This is a genomic window from Opitutales bacterium, assembly GCA_013215165.1.
Lineage (GTDB): Bacteria > Verrucomicrobiota > Verrucomicrobiia > Opitutales > JABSRG01 > JABSRG01.
In genome coordinates this window covers 17,795-33,576 of the sequence record JABSRG010000046.1, presented here as the reverse complement: position 1 = coordinate 33,576, position 15,782 = coordinate 17,795, and the positions used below count along the sequence as shown (strand labels likewise).

Sequence of the window (15,782 nt, the reverse complement as noted above, 5' to 3'; positions counted from 1 at the left end):
GACACGATCAACCGCTACAGCCCATCAATACTCAGGTTTGATCTCCGCCATCAGGTCTTATGGGATGGCTGTGAAATGGGTTTTCAAAATATCCAGAAGAAAGACAGCTATGAGTAAAAATGAGCCTGAAGCAAAGAAGGCCATCAGGGGCTCGGCTGACGTATCGAACAATAGGTAGATCGCAGCCAAGCAAAAGCGCATCATTGCACTGGTAAAGAGAACGCACCAGGTGAATGCCAACAGGATATGGCCACGATTCCAGGGTGTCTCTCGGATCGGGTGCTCGTAAATTTGCATAGCCATGAAGTCGACTGCGCATACCGAACCTGATCATGAATTATTAAAAAGCATTCCTGCGCAACCTGTCTCGTTGTCATTGTCGTAATCTGCCGGATCTCGATTAAGACAACGATCACGATTAACGTTTCGTATCTTGATCCAAATCGAAAACTCGAATCGCCGCTTTAGCAAGCCAAGCCGCTGGGTCGGCTCGGCGGAACGGCCTGGTTAAGGCCGCAAAGACTCCCATGCGGCGACAGAGCGCCGCTGCTACAACAAGAGCTTTAAGGAGCATTCTGCACAAATTCGGTCGCTTGCAGTGTCTGGTCTCTATGTGCGCTGGGTCACAACAAAGCTTGCCCCTCCAAGCGTAGGTAGTGCTCGAAGGCTGGTGCTGCGACGCCGCCGAAGGAAGACCTGAAACGTCTTTTTGCCAATTCAAATACAGCACGCTCTGACTTGGCCGCGGAAGACGCGGAACAACGCGGAAGTTGAAAATCGAGAGGTATACTTTACTCAAATCACTTCCGCGGAATTCCGCGCTTTCTGCGGCCAAAAAATAGGCCGTAGGAGAGTGTATGTGAGGGTTTAGCCTTGGTTCGAAAAACGGCCCAAGCGGCGACAGAGCGCCGCTGCTACAGCTTTTGCGGACTGCTCAACCCCCCGGCTTGATCTAGCATGCTGATTTTTTTGAACAAACACTCACCATCCCGAAAAAAATATTAGCGTTTATTCGCGTCCATTAGCGGATACCCCTCACAAATGCCCGTTCTCTCAATGCCCCCTGATGTATCCAAGACTCCGCCTTTCGTGTTGTAATCACAGGACTTTTACTATGTTTCCAATCTCCCCTGCGGTGTTCGTGACCATAGAACTCTTTCCTTACTCTCAGCTACTCGGGGATCAGCCCCTTTGGTAGGAAGTCAGGCCGTAAACCGGAAGGCAGAATGCCAAAGGAAGATCCCCACCTTGCGCCAAACAGGTCAAAGAGTTCCCTCTATACGGCACATGCGGGGCTCTTTTTTTTGCAAAGCTTGAGTGGTGATGGAATAGAAATGTGATGGCGGAACGTCAGAGACAACGCAGTATCCGAGGGGTTTTAGCCGAGATTCTGCACCCAGGCTTCGTGGCACTCCAGACTTACTGGAAGCTGTTTATCGCTATCCAATGCGCCGCTCTGATCTTTGCGGTCACCTATTTTCTTTGGCAACCGCTCCGTGACGTCTGTGCGCAAGTAGCGACCATCCAACAAAACGGCGGTGTCTGGTTTGCCGTGGTCAGCAATGTGATCACAGGGGTCATCGTTCCAGAGTTATTGAAGCTGAAATTTCGACCGAAGCACATTCCTCCGTTGAAAGTGGGTGAATGGCTACATCGCATGCTCATTCTCGGGTGGCTCGGCTTTGCAGTGTATTATTTCTACCTGTTCCAGGACCGGGTCTTCGGAGTCGATTCAGCGCCGAGCGTGCTCTTGAAAAAGGTGTTGTTTGACCAGCTGCTGTTCGCGCCATTTTTCGCTGTACCGAGCATCGTCTGCCTCTTCATTCTTCACGAAGAAGGATATCGCCTCCGCAGGGTGTTGCCGCACCTGACCCTGTCGACCTACCGCGAACGCGTGCTGCCACTCTGGGCTATGGGGCTCGGCTACTGGCCTATCATGCTGCTGTTCATCTACGCGTTGCCCGGGCCCCTTCAGTTTACCCTTTTTCTCTTCGCAAGTATGGCTTGGAGCCTAATTATGCTCTTCGTCGCGAGTAATCGCTGGAAAGAAGCATAAAAAAGGCGCCTCCATCCGGAGACGCCTAGGTGTGGAAATCAATAGCTGAGGCGACTAGATACTCAAATCAGTCGCTTCGAATTCTTTGCCAATCAGCTTGGCGAGGACCTCAAGGAACTGGTCCATGTGCTCTTTTTTGCCAATCGATACGCGTGTCCAAAGGTCGAAGGTGCCAGGCTCGACACCCGACTCACGCGAGGTCGTCACGGCAACACCCGCAGCCAGCATTGCCTCACGCACCAAAGCGTTAGGGACGCCCGCCTTAAAATAGATGAATGCACCCTGCGGATCGGCATATTCGATGCCCATCGCGTCCAACTTCGCAGCTGTGTAGGCACGAATCGTCTTGTAATTGTCGATATTGCTCTGGAAGTATTCTGAGTCCTTTAGTGCCTCGATCGCGCCGATCGCCGAGAGATATGAAAGTCCTCCATACGAATACATCTGGAGCTTGGAAAGCACATCCGGATGGGCGGCGCCAAAACCGATGCGGTGACCTGCCATGCCATAGCCTTTTGAGAACGTACGGCAGACGATGAGATTCTTCCGAATCTTTGTCAGCGGAATCATGGTATTACTTTTCAGCGTGCCGCTGGACAATTCTAAGTAGGCCTCATCAATGAAAACGAGGATATCTTGTGGCACCGTCATGATGAACTGGCGCAGCTCATTGGGATCGATCATCACTCCAGTCGGGTTGTTCGGATTGCAGATGTATACAATAGCCGTGTCGCCATCGATCTCCGCGCGCAGGGCATCGAGATCATAACCCATGTCCTCCCCAAGTGGGGCAAATTTCACATCCCCACCTTTAGCTGCAAATCTACGAACAAGTTGGGTATATCCCATCTCTGTCGTGACGACATTTTTCCCTTTCTCAGCATAAGCCAAAGCAGTCATGATGAGGATCGGGCCAGAACCAGGCGTCGTGATAATGTAGTCTTCGGGCACGCCTTCCATTTCAGCAAGTAGGGCTTCGAGGTCGTTGACGTTGTTACGGTTATAGAAACTACCGTTGTCGAGTGCCTCTTTCATGGCCTCGATTGCCTTGGGAGAGAAGCCGAAGTGGTTTTCATTACTGCTCAGACGAATAGGGCTATCTGGGAGAGTTGGGACATATTCCTGGGCATGTGTCGTACCTGCTATCCCAAGGGACAGCGCTACGGCGAGAGTAGCCGCACGGGTTAAGTTCTGAATATTATTTGGAAGCATCTTTTTAATCAGTTGTGGTTGGTTGGGTCGCAATGACCGAAAGAATCGAGCACGGGCCATACCAGCCACCATTGCCCATTATAGCCAATGACTGATTGAGCCGAGAAAGCTTAGAAATAGATTCGAGGGCGGTAGGGTGCCTCCGGCTTTGATTCCGTAATCTCAGATCCTGTTTGTCGGACCACCAGCTCATGCCAATCAACACAGATACACTCAATACGGTCGTCGACCTCGTTAACCAAATAGCCACCGAAATCGTCCACGCCCAGGCCGAGAGCGATGCGGGATTGATACCTTCGTTTTGCATGGTAGGCGAGCTAGCTGAAGTCGCAGACAGCAGTCCGTTTCTCGAAGCTGCCAAAATGGTCCACCAGACCGTCGACCAGAGACTTGACGTTGAAACGACCTGGGATGCGCCGACTCTCCAGCAGGTCCAAGATTTCATAAATTGGGCCCAGATTGCGATTTCGCAGGTGAATTCCGGCGCAGAACCGTTTCCTTTTGAAAGCTCTGTCGCTCCTGAACCCAATTCCGAAGAAGTTAGTCCAAGTGCGACCCCCTCTGTAGAAGATGCAAATGAACTAAAGAAACTCGCCGACGAGGTAGATATTCTACTCGAACTCATCCAGAAGAAGACCTGGAACTCCTCCAGGAATTTCAAAGCGAAGCCGTCGATCATCTCGAGCAGATTGAGGAGTCCCTGCTTACGATAGAGAAAAATCCCGATGACCGCGAAAGCCTTAACTCCCTGTTCCGTTCCTTTCATACCCTAAAGGGCGTAGCGGGATTTCTTCATTTGGTGCCCCTGCAAAAGCTTGCTCACGAGCTCGAGTCGGTTCTGGATAAAGCTAGGAACGGCGAGATCGTTTTAGAATCAAACCTGGTGACAGGCATTTTGCGCGGTAAGGACGCAATTGAGGAATTAGTCGGACAAATCACCCTTTGCCTCAACGATGGCACGCTACCGGCAGACGTAATCCAAGTCTCAGACATCATCTGGGAGGTCAAGCTAGCAGCAGAAGGTAAAGCAGCGGCGCCTGAACCAGAACAGCCCGCCACACCTGGCCACCTCATTTCTGAGCAAGCCGGTTCCGAAGAAAATCTACCCACCACTTTGGAGATGGCACAGGCGATTTTTGGGCAAACCGCCTCAAATAATAGCCTATCGCCAAACGCACAGGTGCCCACGGAAGCATCACCAACGGAAGAGCCCAAAGCACCAGCCGAACCCCAGGATCAAAAGAAAGCCCCAAAACCTGCACCTCAAAAGGCACAACGTAAGGCTCCGAAAGCGGACGAAAGCTTCATACGCGTATCGACCACAAAACTCGACAACCTCATGGATATGGTCGGCGAATTGGTGATTGTGCAAAGCCAGATCCACGAAAGCACGCGCGACGAGAATCATAAAAACATGCAGCTTCAGCGCGGCATATCTCAGCTATCGCGGATCACAAAAGAACTGCAGCATACCTCAATGGCCCTGCGCATGGTCCCGATTAAACCCACCTTTCAAAAGGCAGGCCGCATGGTCCGGGATATCGCAGCCAACCTGGGCAAAAAAGTAGACTTTGAAACATCGGGTGAGGAAACCGAACTGGACCGCAACGTCATCGAGTTGATCGGCGACCCGCTCGTTCATATGATCCGCAACGCCATCGACCACGGCTTGGAGAGCCCCGAAGCGCGGATCGAAGCCGGAAAGTCAGCCACTGGCACAGTCCGACTGGGAGCATTTCACCAGGGGGGGTCAATCGTCATCGAATTGTCAGATGATGGAAAAGGACTCCATACCGAGAAAATTTTAGAAAAAGCTGTTGAACGCGGCATCGTATCTCCCGATGCCCAAATGTCGAAGAATGAAATCGAAAATCTTATCTTCGCAGCAGGATTCTCCACTGCCGAGTCAGTGACAGACCTATCAGGCCGCGGCGTGGGAATGGACGTAGTCCGACGCAACATCGAAAACCTCCGCGGCTCTGTGGAAGTCTCTTCCGAATACGGACATGGCACCACTTTTCAGATCAAACTGCCCCTCACTATGGCAATCATCGATGGCCTGATAGTGAGGGTCGGTGAAGAGCGCTTTATCCTCCCCACCCCAACCATCAAGGTGGCCATGAAACCGGACGCAGATCAGCTCTCTAAAATTCAGGGTAATGTAGAAGTCATCGAACTCCGCGGAAAAACACTTCCAATCATCCGGCTCCACGAACAGTTCAACATCCCTGAGGCGAAGAACGATCTGACTGATGGCATCCTCGTTATCATCGAAACGATCGGGCGCCCTATCGCACTCTTTGTTGACGAAATGATCAGTAAACAAGAGGTAGTGATCAAGAATCTCGGCTCGCTTGTCGGTCGCATCCAAGGTGTCGCCGGCGGAGCAATTCTCGGCGACGGATCAATTGCGCTCATCTTAGACCCAGCGAGCTTAGGCAGTAAAAAAGCAATCGCAGCGACCTCCGCAGCTTAGGAAAGAACGCGACTCCCCTCCTGGGAACGCCAAGCCCCAGCTCGGCTCTCTACAGCTCCGAACCCCAGTTTCCCGATCACCACAAAGAGCTGGGCACCACACAATTAAATTAGCGCTCATTCGCGTCCATTAGCGGATAGAAAAAATCCTTTTCAAAAAAACACACTTTTTTCAAACTCCATACTTGACTGATCGGTTTAGGTTAGCAAACTTCAAACACATGCCAGGTCCCGCCAAACAATTTGATCCAGACGCAGCATTGATGGATGCCATCAATGTCTTCTCGACGCACGGATACAATGGCACCTCGCTTTCCCTGCTCACCGAAGCCATGGGCATCGGCAAAAAAAGCCTTTACGACACCTTTGGGGACAAGCGCTCGCTCTTCTTCAAAGCTATCCGCGCCTACACCCGCAAGTCCATCAGCGACATGACCGCGGTGCTCTTCGATCCCAACAGCGACTCCCTGGTCCAAAATCTCCAAACACTCTTTTCAATCTGGATTCAAAGCCACAGTGAGCCTCAAAGCAAAGGCTGCCTCCTGGGCACATGCATGGCAGATTTCGACGACGCAGACATCGAAGCTGCCGAAACCCTACGTGAAGGCCTTACCCTTGTAGAAGACCTCCTCACCGACGCCATGGAACAAGCATCGGCGAATGGGGAACTCAAGCTCTCCGCAGCACCCCGTGATGTCGCACGCACCCTCCTCTGCATTAGCCAAGGCGTCGCCCTAGTCGGACGGATCTCAACATCCGAAGAAGTCATCCGCAGCGCCCTAGAAGTCACCCAGAAACAAATCCTTCGCACTTAACGCATTTTTTTTCAACAACCTAAACCTAACGGTCAAAGATATGAACATAGCAAACAGCACTATCCTCATCACGGGATCCAATCGTGGTATCGGCAAAACAATCGTCGAAGCCGTCCTAGCCGCGGGGGCGAAAAAAGTATACGCCACCGCCCGAAACATCGCCTCCGTCCAGCCACTAGCGGATCAATACGGAGACAAAATAGTCCCCCTCGCCCTGGACGTATCCAAGTCAGATTCAGTCCAAATCGCTGCCGACGCTGCGGGCGACGTAGACATCGTCATAAACAACGCCGGTATCCTGCGCCTCGCTTCACCCCTCGATCCTCACGCGATTGATACATTCAAAGAAGAACTCGAGACCAACGTCTACGGCCTACTGCGCATCGCCCAAGCTTTTGCACCCATCCTCAAAGCCAACGGCGGCGGCGTGCTCGCTCAGCTCAACTCGGTAGCATCCCTGAAAAACTTCTCAGACTTCGCCACCTATTCCGCCTCAAAAGCGGCATCGTATTCCCTCACCCAAGGACTCCGCGAAAAACTCGCTGAACAAAACACCCAAGTCGTCAGCGTCCACCCCGGCCCCATCAAAACCGACATGGCCCACGAAGCCGGATTCGGCGACGTGGGCGACCCACCCAGCGTCGTGGCCAACGAAATTGTCCGCGCCATCGAAGCCGGCGATTTCCACGCCTTCCCCGACACCATAGCCCAACAATTCTGGACCGGCTACCAACCCTTTGCCGAAAACTTCATCGAAGCCACCCTGGCCGAAGCGTAAAGCCGAGACTCCAGTCAACCCCACCCAAAGAAACACGGCCCCCTCAAAGGAGCCGTGTTTTTTACAATCCACAAGAAACTTGGACGGACATGCTTCGTCATGACCCCATAAAAAATCTCCCCCAGCAAGGCATCAGATACACTCTACCCCCAACCACACACCCCACGCAATTTCGCGTCTTCCGTGGCCAATCATTTTAACTACTTCAAATTCAGACTAAGGCCGATCGGTTCGCATACAGATTGATTCCTTCACAAATATGCATTCGATCAAATCTCTATGAGAATGAAGTGGCCTGGTGCACACTGACTACTCTGAGTAAAACACTTTTGAGTATCAGGGGTGTCAGCGGCAGTAACTGTGGTTGAGTCCACCAAATGAATGCGATGCCCAGCAAAGCCGGGCACGGTCTCGCCCGCTCCGAGCGCATTGAGCACACGCTCGTAGGCATCTTGAATGAGTGCGGTCTTCAGGCGCTCCCGCGCTTGAGCGTAGGCCGATGTCGATGTAGAAGAGACGCGAAATGCATTTACCGGCTTGTATCGCCTGAGCACCGCGCAAAGCATGACGCAGGCTCGCCACAGGTCCTCCCTCACCCGCTGACCAAAACTGTCCCAGCCAAACTCAGAATGTGTTGCGCTGACAAAAGGTGCGTTTGCGCATTGAAAAAGCGCTTTAAACATGTGCCGGTAAGACATCTTCAAAGAGGATTCCCATGACTGATTGAACGCTCCTGAGCAGCCTGCAAAGCATCTTTTAAACGTCCCAGCATAGTCTTTTGGCGGCGGCCGCCAGATAGGTGAATCATGGAGTCGAAGTATGTTTGTTTTTTTCACACCCTAAAACTTGCTGAGTTCTGCGAAAAAGCCTCTCTTAAAGTCGCCACCAACCCATTTTTTTCACCATTAACAAATCGAAGGAAACAGCCTTAACTTAGTGCCATTCGATATAGCCCCAACCTGCTGCGTGAACTCGGTGAACCCGATCTTTGTGATCAAGCTTGGGTCGCGGATACGACTTATCTGCGCACTGATGCGGGCCGGTGCTACCTTGCAACAGTTATGGATCTGTGTAGTCGAAGAATCATCGGTTGGAGCGTGTCTGCCTCGAACAACAGCGCTTTAATCTGCGCGGCTTTGCACTCAGCAGTGATGACACGCGGAGGTGAAATCCCCGAAGGTCTGATACATCACAGCGATCGTGGCAGCACGTGTTCGAGCTACGAATACAGTCATCTGCTGCCAAGCTTTGGCATCACTCAAAGTATGAGTCCCCAGGGAAACTGCTATGATAATGCCGCTCAAGAGTCCTTCTATGGATGATACAAGAGCTCCAGCGTCAGAGGGGTGGTCTTCAAAGACGAAGAGGCTGTCCCCAGCCATGTCTTTGAATATATCGAAGTGTTCTACAATCGCTACAGAAAGCACTCTTCGCTGGGCTATCAGAACCCCATTCAGTTCGAGGAAAAAATCGCGCCCCCATGGGGGGCAAGGGAGGATGCTTGACTGCTTGCATCCACAACAACTAATAGAAAGCAAAGCTAAAGTACCCTTTGTCCAGTAAAGTCAGGCCACTTCAATCTCAGCCTGATCGCAAAGAGTGACAAACCGTTGCTTTGCAACCTCATATAATCGCTGGTCAAGCTCTTGAGATTCTCGTATCTTCTCGATTTCCCTTTCTGAAAACTCATTAGTTCTGGGTCTGTTTCGATTTATCATTTCTGATCCGGTCATATCGATGTTTTTCAGGTTGAGGATTCGTTTAAAAAGAAGAGTCGATTCCTCGAAGTGCTCTTGTATGCCCACAAGAATCTCGCTGTTAACGGCGAACTCTGCTCTTGCGTAAGAATTTTCATCTGCGATGGACTTGTTGAACCTGAGGTATTCTTCCAGAGAAAAATTGCCCATCTCTGCTCCAAGAAGTCGAGTACTTGAGTTGTAGAATTGTGGCCAATGCTGGTTTTGAGAAAAGTCTACCACATTCATTTTCGAGACTTCATGATGTAGAGGGTGTTGGGAGAATCTCTTTATATGATAAAACGACGAAATCACTCGCTCGACCGGATCTCGGAGCAATGTGATAGATTTTGAATCATTCGCCAAGAGCCTGCCGAGGCCATGTGGGCAATGGCCGTGAATAAAGCGGTACTTTTCGTAGTCGTTCGGGAAGTCGCGAATGTTCTCAATTTTTGATCTTAGATTGTCGGTCGGTAGAGCAAGGGCATTATTTTTAAAGTTGAGTTTGATTCTTCTTACCAAAGTAGTTCCAGCTGTTTTTGGGATGTGAATGAAAATTAGGGTGCGTTTTTCGGGTAGTAATTGTTTCTTTACACGATCGAATAGAGAGCCAGAATTCGGGTTTTTAGGTATGTGTCTTGTAGTCTCAGGTAGTTCATTCATTTTTCAAAATCTAGGATCAGTGCTGGATAATATTCATGCTATCACTGGTATCGTACTAAGTTGAAGATCGAATGAAGCCTAAGCGCTCTTTTTTGATCGTCGACCCTATCTTGCGGGGTAGCCGTTTGTTTTTCACTCACCACGCCGCCGGTGCATTTTTGCCCTATGGGAAGGTTCAGGTTCTGACGCGATCTCAGGGGCTAGACTGTCATGGCGAGGCCATATTTGAGGGATCTGGAATAGAAGTCTTGAACAAACTTCTGCTTCCAGACGATTTCTGGTTTGGTCTTATACCTGAACGGGTTGTCGAGGATGTTGCGAATTTTCTTGAGAATGTTATAGAAGGGGATAGCCCGCCGTCGGGAATTTACTTTACGGGAGTTAAAGAATTTTTCCCTTTATTGTATGATGTAGTGCGTCGACGTCCGTCTTTAAAGTCGCAAATTCCGATGATTTTGGTTGATTACGATTTTGAGCATTGGTTTTCAAGGGTCGTTAACCCTCTTCCGAAGTCTTTTTTCCGAAGGGTTCGACGTCGATTTGGGTTAGGGAAGAAATATTCGAATAAGAGAAAGACCTGTATGAGCCTATTGAATTCATTTCCAAATGCTAAGTTCGGGGTTCTAGATGAGCGGGTGTTCGATGGTGACCTAGGTTTGAAAAAAAAGATGAGTTGCTGTTTGGATATTCCTGATCCAGGCCCCAAAGAATTACTTGCCAGGGTTAGCCAACCGAGTCTGGGGCGGCCGCGAGTCCGTAAGTTGAGGCTGCTGCTAGTGGGGATTCAGACACGCCGAAAAGGTCTTATCGATGTTCTCCGAGTGGTGAAGCACCCTCGGTTTCCAAGAGAATCAGTCGAGTTTGTTTTGTATGGAAGACTTGCGCAAGACACAGTCAATCTCAGGGCGCAGCTCTTGTCGTTGAGCCATTCTATTGAATGGCACGACGGGTACTTTGAAGAAAAAGTGATTCAGGAGCAGTATTCAAATGCTGATTATGTTGTCCTCCCCTATACAGCTGATTACCAGGGCTCTAGCGGAGTGTTTGCATTTTCTATGGCTTATGGGAAACCCGTTTTGGCATCTTCCCATGGTTGCATCGGGTATAGGGTTGGAAAGTTCGGTGTTGGTCTCTCTTACAAAGCCCACGATATCGGTTCGTTTGTTAACACGATCAGCTGTTTACCTGATACTGGTAGTTCTGCTTATATTGAAATGCATCGATTTGCTTTGTCTTATGCTGGTAAGAGATCGGTAGACGCACACCAAAAAACGATTTTAAAATTCTTTGGACTAAAATGATTACGATATTAGATACATCTATCGCGAGCGAAAATCTGGGCGACCAAATCATAATGGATGCCGTTAAGAAACAGCTTAGCGATATCTTTCCCCTGGAGTATTTTGTGAATGTCGCGACACATGACTACTTGGGGGTTGAATCAAAAAAAATGATAAGTAAGTCAAATTTCTCTGTTGTTGGAGGGACAAACTTGCTTTCAGCGAATATGAAGATGCCGCTAACTTGGCAGAAAGAGCTTCCCGTTTTCGAGAAAATTTATTCGGAGCCTGAGCGTAGAGTAAACCAGTGGAAGCTTGAGCCGCGTAATGCTGATGAATTGAGGAATATTATTCTGATGGCTGTCGGTTGGTGGCAGTATCAGAAAACCGCTCCTAATGAATATACCACTAATCTTCTCAAAAATATTCTGCACAAGGCTGCCTACCACTCAGTAAGAGACGGTTATACTTTGGAAAAGTTGAAAAGTGTTGGCATTTCAAATGTCTTGAACACCGGCTGTGTAACAATGTGGGGGCTTGATGCTGATCATATGGCAGAGGTCTCGAAGGAGCGCAAGGAGGAGGTTGTGACTACAATCACTTTCTACAAACCACACAAAGAGGCGGATTCAAGGATGCTCAGAATTCTCAAACAAAGATATAAAAAGACTTATTTATGGATACAGGGTGGAGGGGATTTGAAATATGCTAAATCATTAGACATTAAAGACTTCGAATTATTACCTCCCAGCTTAGCAGCGTTGGATTCCAAGCTCTCATCAGGTACAGTCGACTACGTCGGCACACGTTTGCACGCAGGAGTCCGTGCATTGCAGCATAAGTGCCTGAGCGCGATCGTAAGCGTCGATAATCGGGCGACTGAGATAGCGAAGGAGACAGGCTTGCCTGTTGTGGAGCGATTATGTTTGGAAAAGCTGAAAGGGCTGCTTGATTCACCCTACAGGCCGCAGATTGATATGCCCTGGGCTAACATTGATAAATACAAAAAATCATTGCGCGAGGCTGTCTCTTAGGAATGAAAGTTCTTACCATCAACACCGATGATGTCGTTGGAGGAGCCGGCCTTGCGGCCATGCGTCTCGCCGACGCCCTGAAGGCTGATCGGATCAGGGTTCACACTTTGGTCATGCGAAAAGCTTCTAGATTTGGTGGAGTGGAGCAGCTGCGATCTGGAAATCGTGATTCATTCTGGGAGCATACCCTGCCATATTTTATCAATTGTCAGGTAGGCATTCAGTATAGGCACCTCCCAATTCCGCAGAAGCATATACTGTCTCGCGCGAAGAGCATGAGGCCGGATATTATTCACCTTCACAATATCCATGGGGGCGATCTGGGGTTTTTCCAGATCAGTCTACTTCAAAAGTTGTCTCAATTTGCTCCCGTGGTTTGGACGCTACATGACATGTGGTCACTTACTGGGCACTGTGCATATCCTCTGAGTTGTGAGCGATGGAAGGTTGCTTGTGGTAAGTGTCCTCATTTGGATTTTTATCCGAAATTGCAACGAGATGGGACTCGTCTTAATCGTCGCTACAAGCACCGCATAATTGAGAAGTCAGGAGTTCATGCGGTTTCCCCATCGGAATGGCTAGCTAAGGTGAACGTTGAAGCAGGCACTTTCCGCAAGGAGCGGATGCATCATATTCCTAACGGTGTTGATTTGGAAATTTTCCAACCCGCCAAAGATTCAAAATACAAAGTGAATCTCGGGATTCGTAAGGATGCCGTAGTTTTACTTTTCGCAGCCGAGCGTGTGGACGGAAATCCGAGAAAAGGAGGTGCTCTTTTGATCGAGTTAGTTGAACGCTTAGTCAAATCGTCTCCAGTGAAAATAGACTTGTTGGTGCTCGGAAAGGGAGGTTTGGGCGTGGATTTTGAGTCGACGATAGTCAGAGTTATCGAGGTTGGATATGTGGATGACCACCGTATAGTAGCGAGGTATATGGGTCTATCGGATATTTTCATTTTTACTTCTATCCAGGACAATTTACCAAACACTCTCTTGGAAGCACATGCTTCGGGTCTCGCCGTTGTGGCTTTTGACGTGGGCGGTGTCCCTGAAATAGTTATCAACAAACATACTGGGTTGCTTTGTCGAAAAGGCGATGTTCAACAAATGAGCAAATCTATTATAAGTCTATGCCAAAATCAAGGTATTCTGGAAAGATATAAAAAGGAGGCTCGAACACATGTTGAAGAGAACTATTCAATTCACAAAATGAAAGAGAGCTACAAATTGTTGTATAAAAAACTTTCTGTTGAGCCTCCTAAATGAGTCTTATTATATCAGGGAACGGTCGATCAGGCACATCGAATTTATTCGATTTTTTGTATCGAGTTTTAGAGCAAGATGGTGTCCATCCATATGGGATTTATGAACCATTTTATTGGGGTAAACCGACATGGGGTAAATCCTACGAGGAATTAGGGCCTTTTCTGTCAACGATTGATAATTCCTCTCCTGCTGGTATTCTCGCAAATAAAACGATTCCTCTTTATGTTGAGTCATTGGAAGGCTTAGAGAATACATTCTGTTACCGGCACTTTAAGCAGCTAATTGGGGATTATCCTAATTTTTTAGCCAAATTTATCCGAGCTAGTTCACGCGGGCTGTTTTTGGAAGCAATTGCTCCTGATGTACAAATCATTTTCATTGTTCGTAATCCCATCCGAGTAGTCAGTTCTCTGGCTAAGACCTTTAGTCATTTTGGAGAAGGGCTGTATGCGAGTGATTTTCATCGTTTTGACAAGCAGTCGGTCGCTATTTTTGGAGAAGAGTATTTGAATTATCGTGAAAGCCTCAGAATGTTCGGTATCGTTGGGGCTCAGGTGTTGTATTGGCATTTTACAAACAGATTCAATTATGAACAGGTTGGATCTGGGTTGCTCAAAAACACATCGATTTACATCCATGAAGAATTATGCTCAGAATCAATTGAAAGCCTTAGGAATTTGGTTGGGCGGATAGGAGTTGATTGGAGAGCTAATTACGATTCAATTTTCTCTAGGCACACTGGTCATAGCTCAGGCCAATCGGAGCTCCCTTCTGGGCTTTTATCTGCCATTAAACCTTCAATTGATCTTTTTAATGAGATTGCTATGCACTTTCGGGTCTCTGAGCGTTTTGACCCCTTTAAAATTTGTCGAAACTCGACCCTTGGTGTGAAAGATGGACCGGTCTTCATCTCTAGTAGAAACGAATCTGGTGCATCTTTGATTAAGAAGAACATCATATTAGAGCAGAGACTTAAAAGGGCTTTTAGCACTACTCAGAGACAGAAGCAAAGGTATGCTACTAGGCTAAAGCAACTAGACTGCAAGATTTCTAGACTCGAAAGTGATTTAAATAAGAATGCAGCGGAGGTCTTAATTTTGCAGAGACGTAAAGAAAATTTGATTTCTAGGAACGAGCAACTGTCATCTGCATTACAAACTATGAGGGAGGAGCTGATTTGCAGTCAGCGAGCAATATCTCACAAGGATAAAAGGATTATCGAATTAGAAAGGCGTCTTAAAAAATTTAGGGACATTAAGTTTTACTTAGTGGGTTCCAAATTCCGATTGTTTTTCTTTCGAATTATTTTTGGTGAGCGACTACTTAAAAGGATTTTAAATCTATGAGCCAACATGGGGTAAGTGTGATTATTCCTTCTTTCAATCAAGGCAGATTCTTAGGATCCGCGTTACAATCTGTGAAAGATCAGGAACATCCGCTACTTGAAGTAATTATTTGTGATGCCTGTAGCAGTGACGAAACAGAGAATGTAGTTAGGCTCTTTCCGAGTTTAGATATTACATTTGTCTCGGAGAAGGATCGTGGCCAAGGAGATGCAGTCAATAAGGGAGTCTCTTTAGCCAAATATAAAATAATAGCATGGTTGAATTCTGACGATGAGTATGTCTCAGGGACTCTTAGGTTTGTTTCCGACTATTTTTCTAATGAATCGAAATCTAACCCCGCAATTTATGGGCGAACACTGAAAGTCGACGAAAATGGTTCTGTGATAGGGCAGATGCCTGTTAGACAGTGGTGTTATGATGAATTGCTGAACCATACCTATATCTGCCAACCTTCGGTTTTTTTTCTCAGAGATTTTTTCTACCAGGTTGGAGGTATAAATTCAAGGCTACACCTTTCTTTGGACTATGACCTATGGCTTCGGATGGGGCGTTACCAAGATTTTGTTTTTATTGATAAAGTTTTTTCGAAAAATCGCGATTATGTGCAGACTAAAACGAATTCTTTTAAGCTCGAAAGTCGGATTGAATTTTTGTGCTGTAGTTACGTCTACGGGGGCGGTGTATGGTCTAAGGCCTGGCTATGGCGGTTGGCGCACTTTCAGGCAATGAGTTTTGTGGGTAGAGACAGCCCGATTCAGCTAGAAGTGATAAAAAGATACATGTTCGCCGTTTACTTAATTAAGATTAATTTTAAAATTCTTCCCACTATGAGCAAGAAACTCAATTCTACACTTAAACAAATTCGATTGGGCGGCGACTTATCTTTGCATGATACAGAGTAGGTAGAGCCTGTCCCAGGTTGGTTGTTTAGCGGGTCGTTGTTCGTGAGTCGGACTCGTTCGATGTTTTCATTCATGAGAGTTTAGGCCGTTTCATAGGCGCATCCGTCACTTTGATTAAAAATGGAGGCTTTGAAGTCGTTTTCCGCTCAATCTAGTACAAGCCGAGGCATACTCGAAGGGGATTTCCGAGCGCAGATCTCAAGGTTGAAGGGGGGGGGGG

Annotated in this window: 17 protein-coding genes, 1 other RNA gene and 1 pseudogene; 14 read left to right on the top strand and 5 right to left on the bottom strand. The window is 48.1% G+C overall.

What is annotated here, in order from left to right; genetic code table 11:
• Window positions 1–57: 57 nt before the first annotated feature.
• Both HRU10_10960 and HRU10_10955 read right to left on the bottom strand, forming a co-directional pair.
• Entirely contained in the window at window positions 58–303 is a 246-nt protein-coding gene (locus tag HRU10_10960; GenBank protein ID NRA27749.1) for a hypothetical protein, read from the bottom strand.
• Window positions 304–418: 115 nt separating this feature from the next.
• Complete coding sequence (locus tag HRU10_10955) at window positions 419–574, bottom strand: hypothetical protein (protein ID NRA27748.1); 156 nt, start codon at window positions 572–574, stop codon at window positions 419–421.
• A gap of 550 nt (window positions 575–1,124) precedes the next feature.
• On the opposite strand from HRU10_10955, the gene ssrS reads away from it, so the two are divergent.
• Window positions 1,125–1,300, top strand: a non-coding RNA gene (gene ssrS / locus HRU10_10950) — 6S RNA.
• 39 nt (window positions 1,301–1,339) lie between these two features.
• Window positions 1,340–2,056 carry a hypothetical protein gene (locus HRU10_10945; GenBank protein NRA27747.1) on the top strand — a complete coding sequence of 239 codons (717 nt, stop codon included), beginning with the start codon at window positions 1,340–1,342 and terminating at the stop codon, window positions 2,054–2,056.
• Window positions 2,057–2,110: 54 nt separating this feature from the next.
• On the opposite strand, the gene HRU10_10940 is transcribed toward HRU10_10945, so the two are convergent.
• Window positions 2,111–3,268, bottom strand: coding sequence for a histidinol-phosphate aminotransferase family protein (locus tag HRU10_10940; GenBank protein NRA27746.1), 1,158 nt, complete (start codon window positions 3,266–3,268; stop codon window positions 2,111–2,113).
• Between the two features lie 191 nt (window positions 3,269–3,459).
• On the opposite strand from HRU10_10940, the gene HRU10_10935 reads away from it, so the two are divergent.
• The 5 genes and pseudogenes from HRU10_10935 to HRU10_10915 all read left to right on the top strand — a co-directional run bounded on the left by HRU10_10935 (window position 3,460) and on the right by HRU10_10915 (window position 7,336).
• A complete protein-coding gene (locus HRU10_10935) occupies window positions 3,460–3,981 on the top strand; it encodes a hypothetical protein (protein ID NRA27745.1) in 522 nt (173 codons plus the stop codon).
• Window positions 3,906–4,187: pseudogene (locus HRU10_10930) on the top strand (Hpt domain-containing protein). Before HRU10_10935 ends, HRU10_10930 begins: the two are co-directional and overlap by 76 nt.
• On the top strand, window positions 4,068–5,744 hold the full coding sequence (locus HRU10_10925) for a chemotaxis protein CheA (protein NRA27744.1): 1,677 nt from the start codon (window positions 4,068–4,070) through the stop codon (window positions 5,742–5,744). The pseudogene HRU10_10930 and the gene HRU10_10925 overlap by 120 nt, the downstream one beginning before the upstream one ends.
• A 220-nt stretch (window positions 5,745–5,964) precedes the next feature.
• Window positions 5,965–6,558, top strand: coding sequence for a TetR/AcrR family transcriptional regulator (locus HRU10_10920; protein ID NRA27743.1), 594 nt, complete (start codon window positions 5,965–5,967; stop codon window positions 6,556–6,558).
• 40 nt (window positions 6,559–6,598) lie between these two features.
• Window positions 6,599–7,336 carry an SDR family oxidoreductase gene (locus tag HRU10_10915; protein ID NRA27742.1) on the top strand — a complete coding sequence of 246 codons (738 nt, stop codon included), beginning with the start codon at window positions 6,599–6,601 and terminating at the stop codon, window positions 7,334–7,336.
• 269 nt (window positions 7,337–7,605) lie between these two features.
• Here HRU10_10915 and HRU10_10910 read toward each other — a convergent pair whose 3' ends face one another.
• Complete coding sequence (locus tag HRU10_10910) at window positions 7,606–8,019, bottom strand: hypothetical protein (protein NRA27741.1); 414 nt, start codon at window positions 8,017–8,019, stop codon at window positions 7,606–7,608.
• A gap of 258 nt (window positions 8,020–8,277) precedes the next feature.
• Between HRU10_10910 and HRU10_10905 the strand changes: the two genes are divergently transcribed.
• Window positions 8,278–8,658 (top strand): DDE-type integrase/transposase/recombinase, encoded by a 381-nt coding sequence (locus tag HRU10_10905; protein NRA27740.1) that lies wholly within the window; start codon window positions 8,278–8,280, stop codon window positions 8,656–8,658.
• 24 nt (window positions 8,659–8,682) lie between these two features.
• Window positions 8,683–8,841, top strand: a complete 159-nt coding sequence (locus HRU10_10900; GenBank protein NRA27739.1) for an IS3 family transposase — start codon at window positions 8,683–8,685, stop codon at window positions 8,839–8,841.
• A 60-nt stretch (window positions 8,842–8,901) separates the two neighbouring features.
• Here the strand turns inward: HRU10_10900 and HRU10_10895 are convergent, their stop codons facing one another.
• Complete coding sequence (locus HRU10_10895) at window positions 8,902–9,735, bottom strand: sulfotransferase family 2 domain-containing protein (GenBank protein ID NRA27738.1); 834 nt, start codon at window positions 9,733–9,735, stop codon at window positions 8,902–8,904.
• A 71-nt stretch (window positions 9,736–9,806) separates the two neighbouring features.
• Here HRU10_10895 and HRU10_10890 point away from each other — a divergent pair, with 71 nt between their 5' ends.
• The 5 genes from HRU10_10890 to HRU10_10870 are packed head-to-tail and all read left to right on the top strand — an operon-like array spanning window position 9,807 to window position 15,562.
• On the top strand, window positions 9,807–11,036 hold the full coding sequence (locus tag HRU10_10890) for a glycosyltransferase (protein ID NRA27737.1): 1,230 nt from the start codon (window positions 9,807–9,809) through the stop codon (window positions 11,034–11,036).
• A complete protein-coding gene (locus HRU10_10885; GenBank protein ID NRA27736.1) occupies window positions 11,033–12,049 on the top strand; it encodes a polysaccharide pyruvyl transferase family protein in 1,017 nt (338 codons plus the stop codon). The genes HRU10_10890 and HRU10_10885 overlap by 4 nt, the downstream gene beginning before the upstream one ends.
• Window positions 12,050–12,051: 2 nt before the next feature.
• Entirely contained in the window at window positions 12,052–13,314 is a 1,263-nt protein-coding gene (locus tag HRU10_10880; protein ID NRA27735.1) for a glycosyltransferase, read from the top strand.
• Window positions 13,311–14,660 (top strand): hypothetical protein, encoded by a 1,350-nt coding sequence (locus HRU10_10875; protein NRA27734.1) that lies wholly within the window; start codon window positions 13,311–13,313, stop codon window positions 14,658–14,660. The genes HRU10_10880 and HRU10_10875 overlap by 4 nt, the downstream gene beginning before the upstream one ends.
• Window positions 14,657–15,562: a glycosyltransferase gene (locus HRU10_10870; GenBank protein ID NRA27733.1), complete on the top strand. Its 906-nt coding sequence runs from the start codon at window positions 14,657–14,659 to the stop codon at window positions 15,560–15,562. The genes HRU10_10875 and HRU10_10870 overlap by 4 nt, the downstream gene beginning before the upstream one ends.
• Window positions 15,563–15,782: the final 220 nt, after the last annotated feature.

Coding starts and splice junctions, on each gene's coding strand:
- HRU10_10960 (NRA27749.1), bottom strand. CDS start 303: ATGGCTATGCAAATTTACGAGCACCCGATCCGAGAGACACCCTGGAAT.
- HRU10_10955 (NRA27748.1), bottom strand. CDS start 574: ATGCTCCTTAAAGCTCTTGTTGTAGCAGCGGCGCTCTGTCGCCGCATG.
- HRU10_10945 (NRA27747.1), top strand. CDS start 1,340: ATGGCGGAACGTCAGAGACAACGCAGTATCCGAGGGGTTTTAGCCGAG.
- HRU10_10940 (NRA27746.1), bottom strand. CDS start 3,268: ATGCTTCCAAATAATATTCAGAACTTAACCCGTGCGGCTACTCTCGCC.
- HRU10_10935 (NRA27745.1), top strand. CDS start 3,460: ATGCCAATCAACACAGATACACTCAATACGGTCGTCGACCTCGTTAAC.
- HRU10_10920 (NRA27743.1), top strand. CDS start 5,965: ATGCCAGGTCCCGCCAAACAATTTGATCCAGACGCAGCATTGATGGAT.
- HRU10_10915 (NRA27742.1), top strand. CDS start 6,599: ATGAACATAGCAAACAGCACTATCCTCATCACGGGATCCAATCGTGGT.
- HRU10_10910 (NRA27741.1), bottom strand. CDS start 8,019: ATGTTTAAAGCGCTTTTTCAATGCGCAAACGCACCTTTTGTCAGCGCA.
- HRU10_10895 (NRA27738.1), bottom strand. CDS start 9,735: ATGAATGAACTACCTGAGACTACAAGACACATACCTAAAAACCCGAAT.
- HRU10_10890 (NRA27737.1), top strand. CDS start 9,807: ATGAAGCCTAAGCGCTCTTTTTTGATCGTCGACCCTATCTTGCGGGGT.
- HRU10_10885 (NRA27736.1), top strand. CDS start 11,033: ATGATTACGATATTAGATACATCTATCGCGAGCGAAAATCTGGGCGAC.
- HRU10_10880 (NRA27735.1), top strand. CDS start 12,052: ATGAAAGTTCTTACCATCAACACCGATGATGTCGTTGGAGGAGCCGGC.
- HRU10_10875 (NRA27734.1), top strand. CDS start 13,311: ATGAGTCTTATTATATCAGGGAACGGTCGATCAGGCACATCGAATTTA.
- HRU10_10870 (NRA27733.1), top strand. CDS start 14,657: ATGAGCCAACATGGGGTAAGTGTGATTATTCCTTCTTTCAATCAAGGC.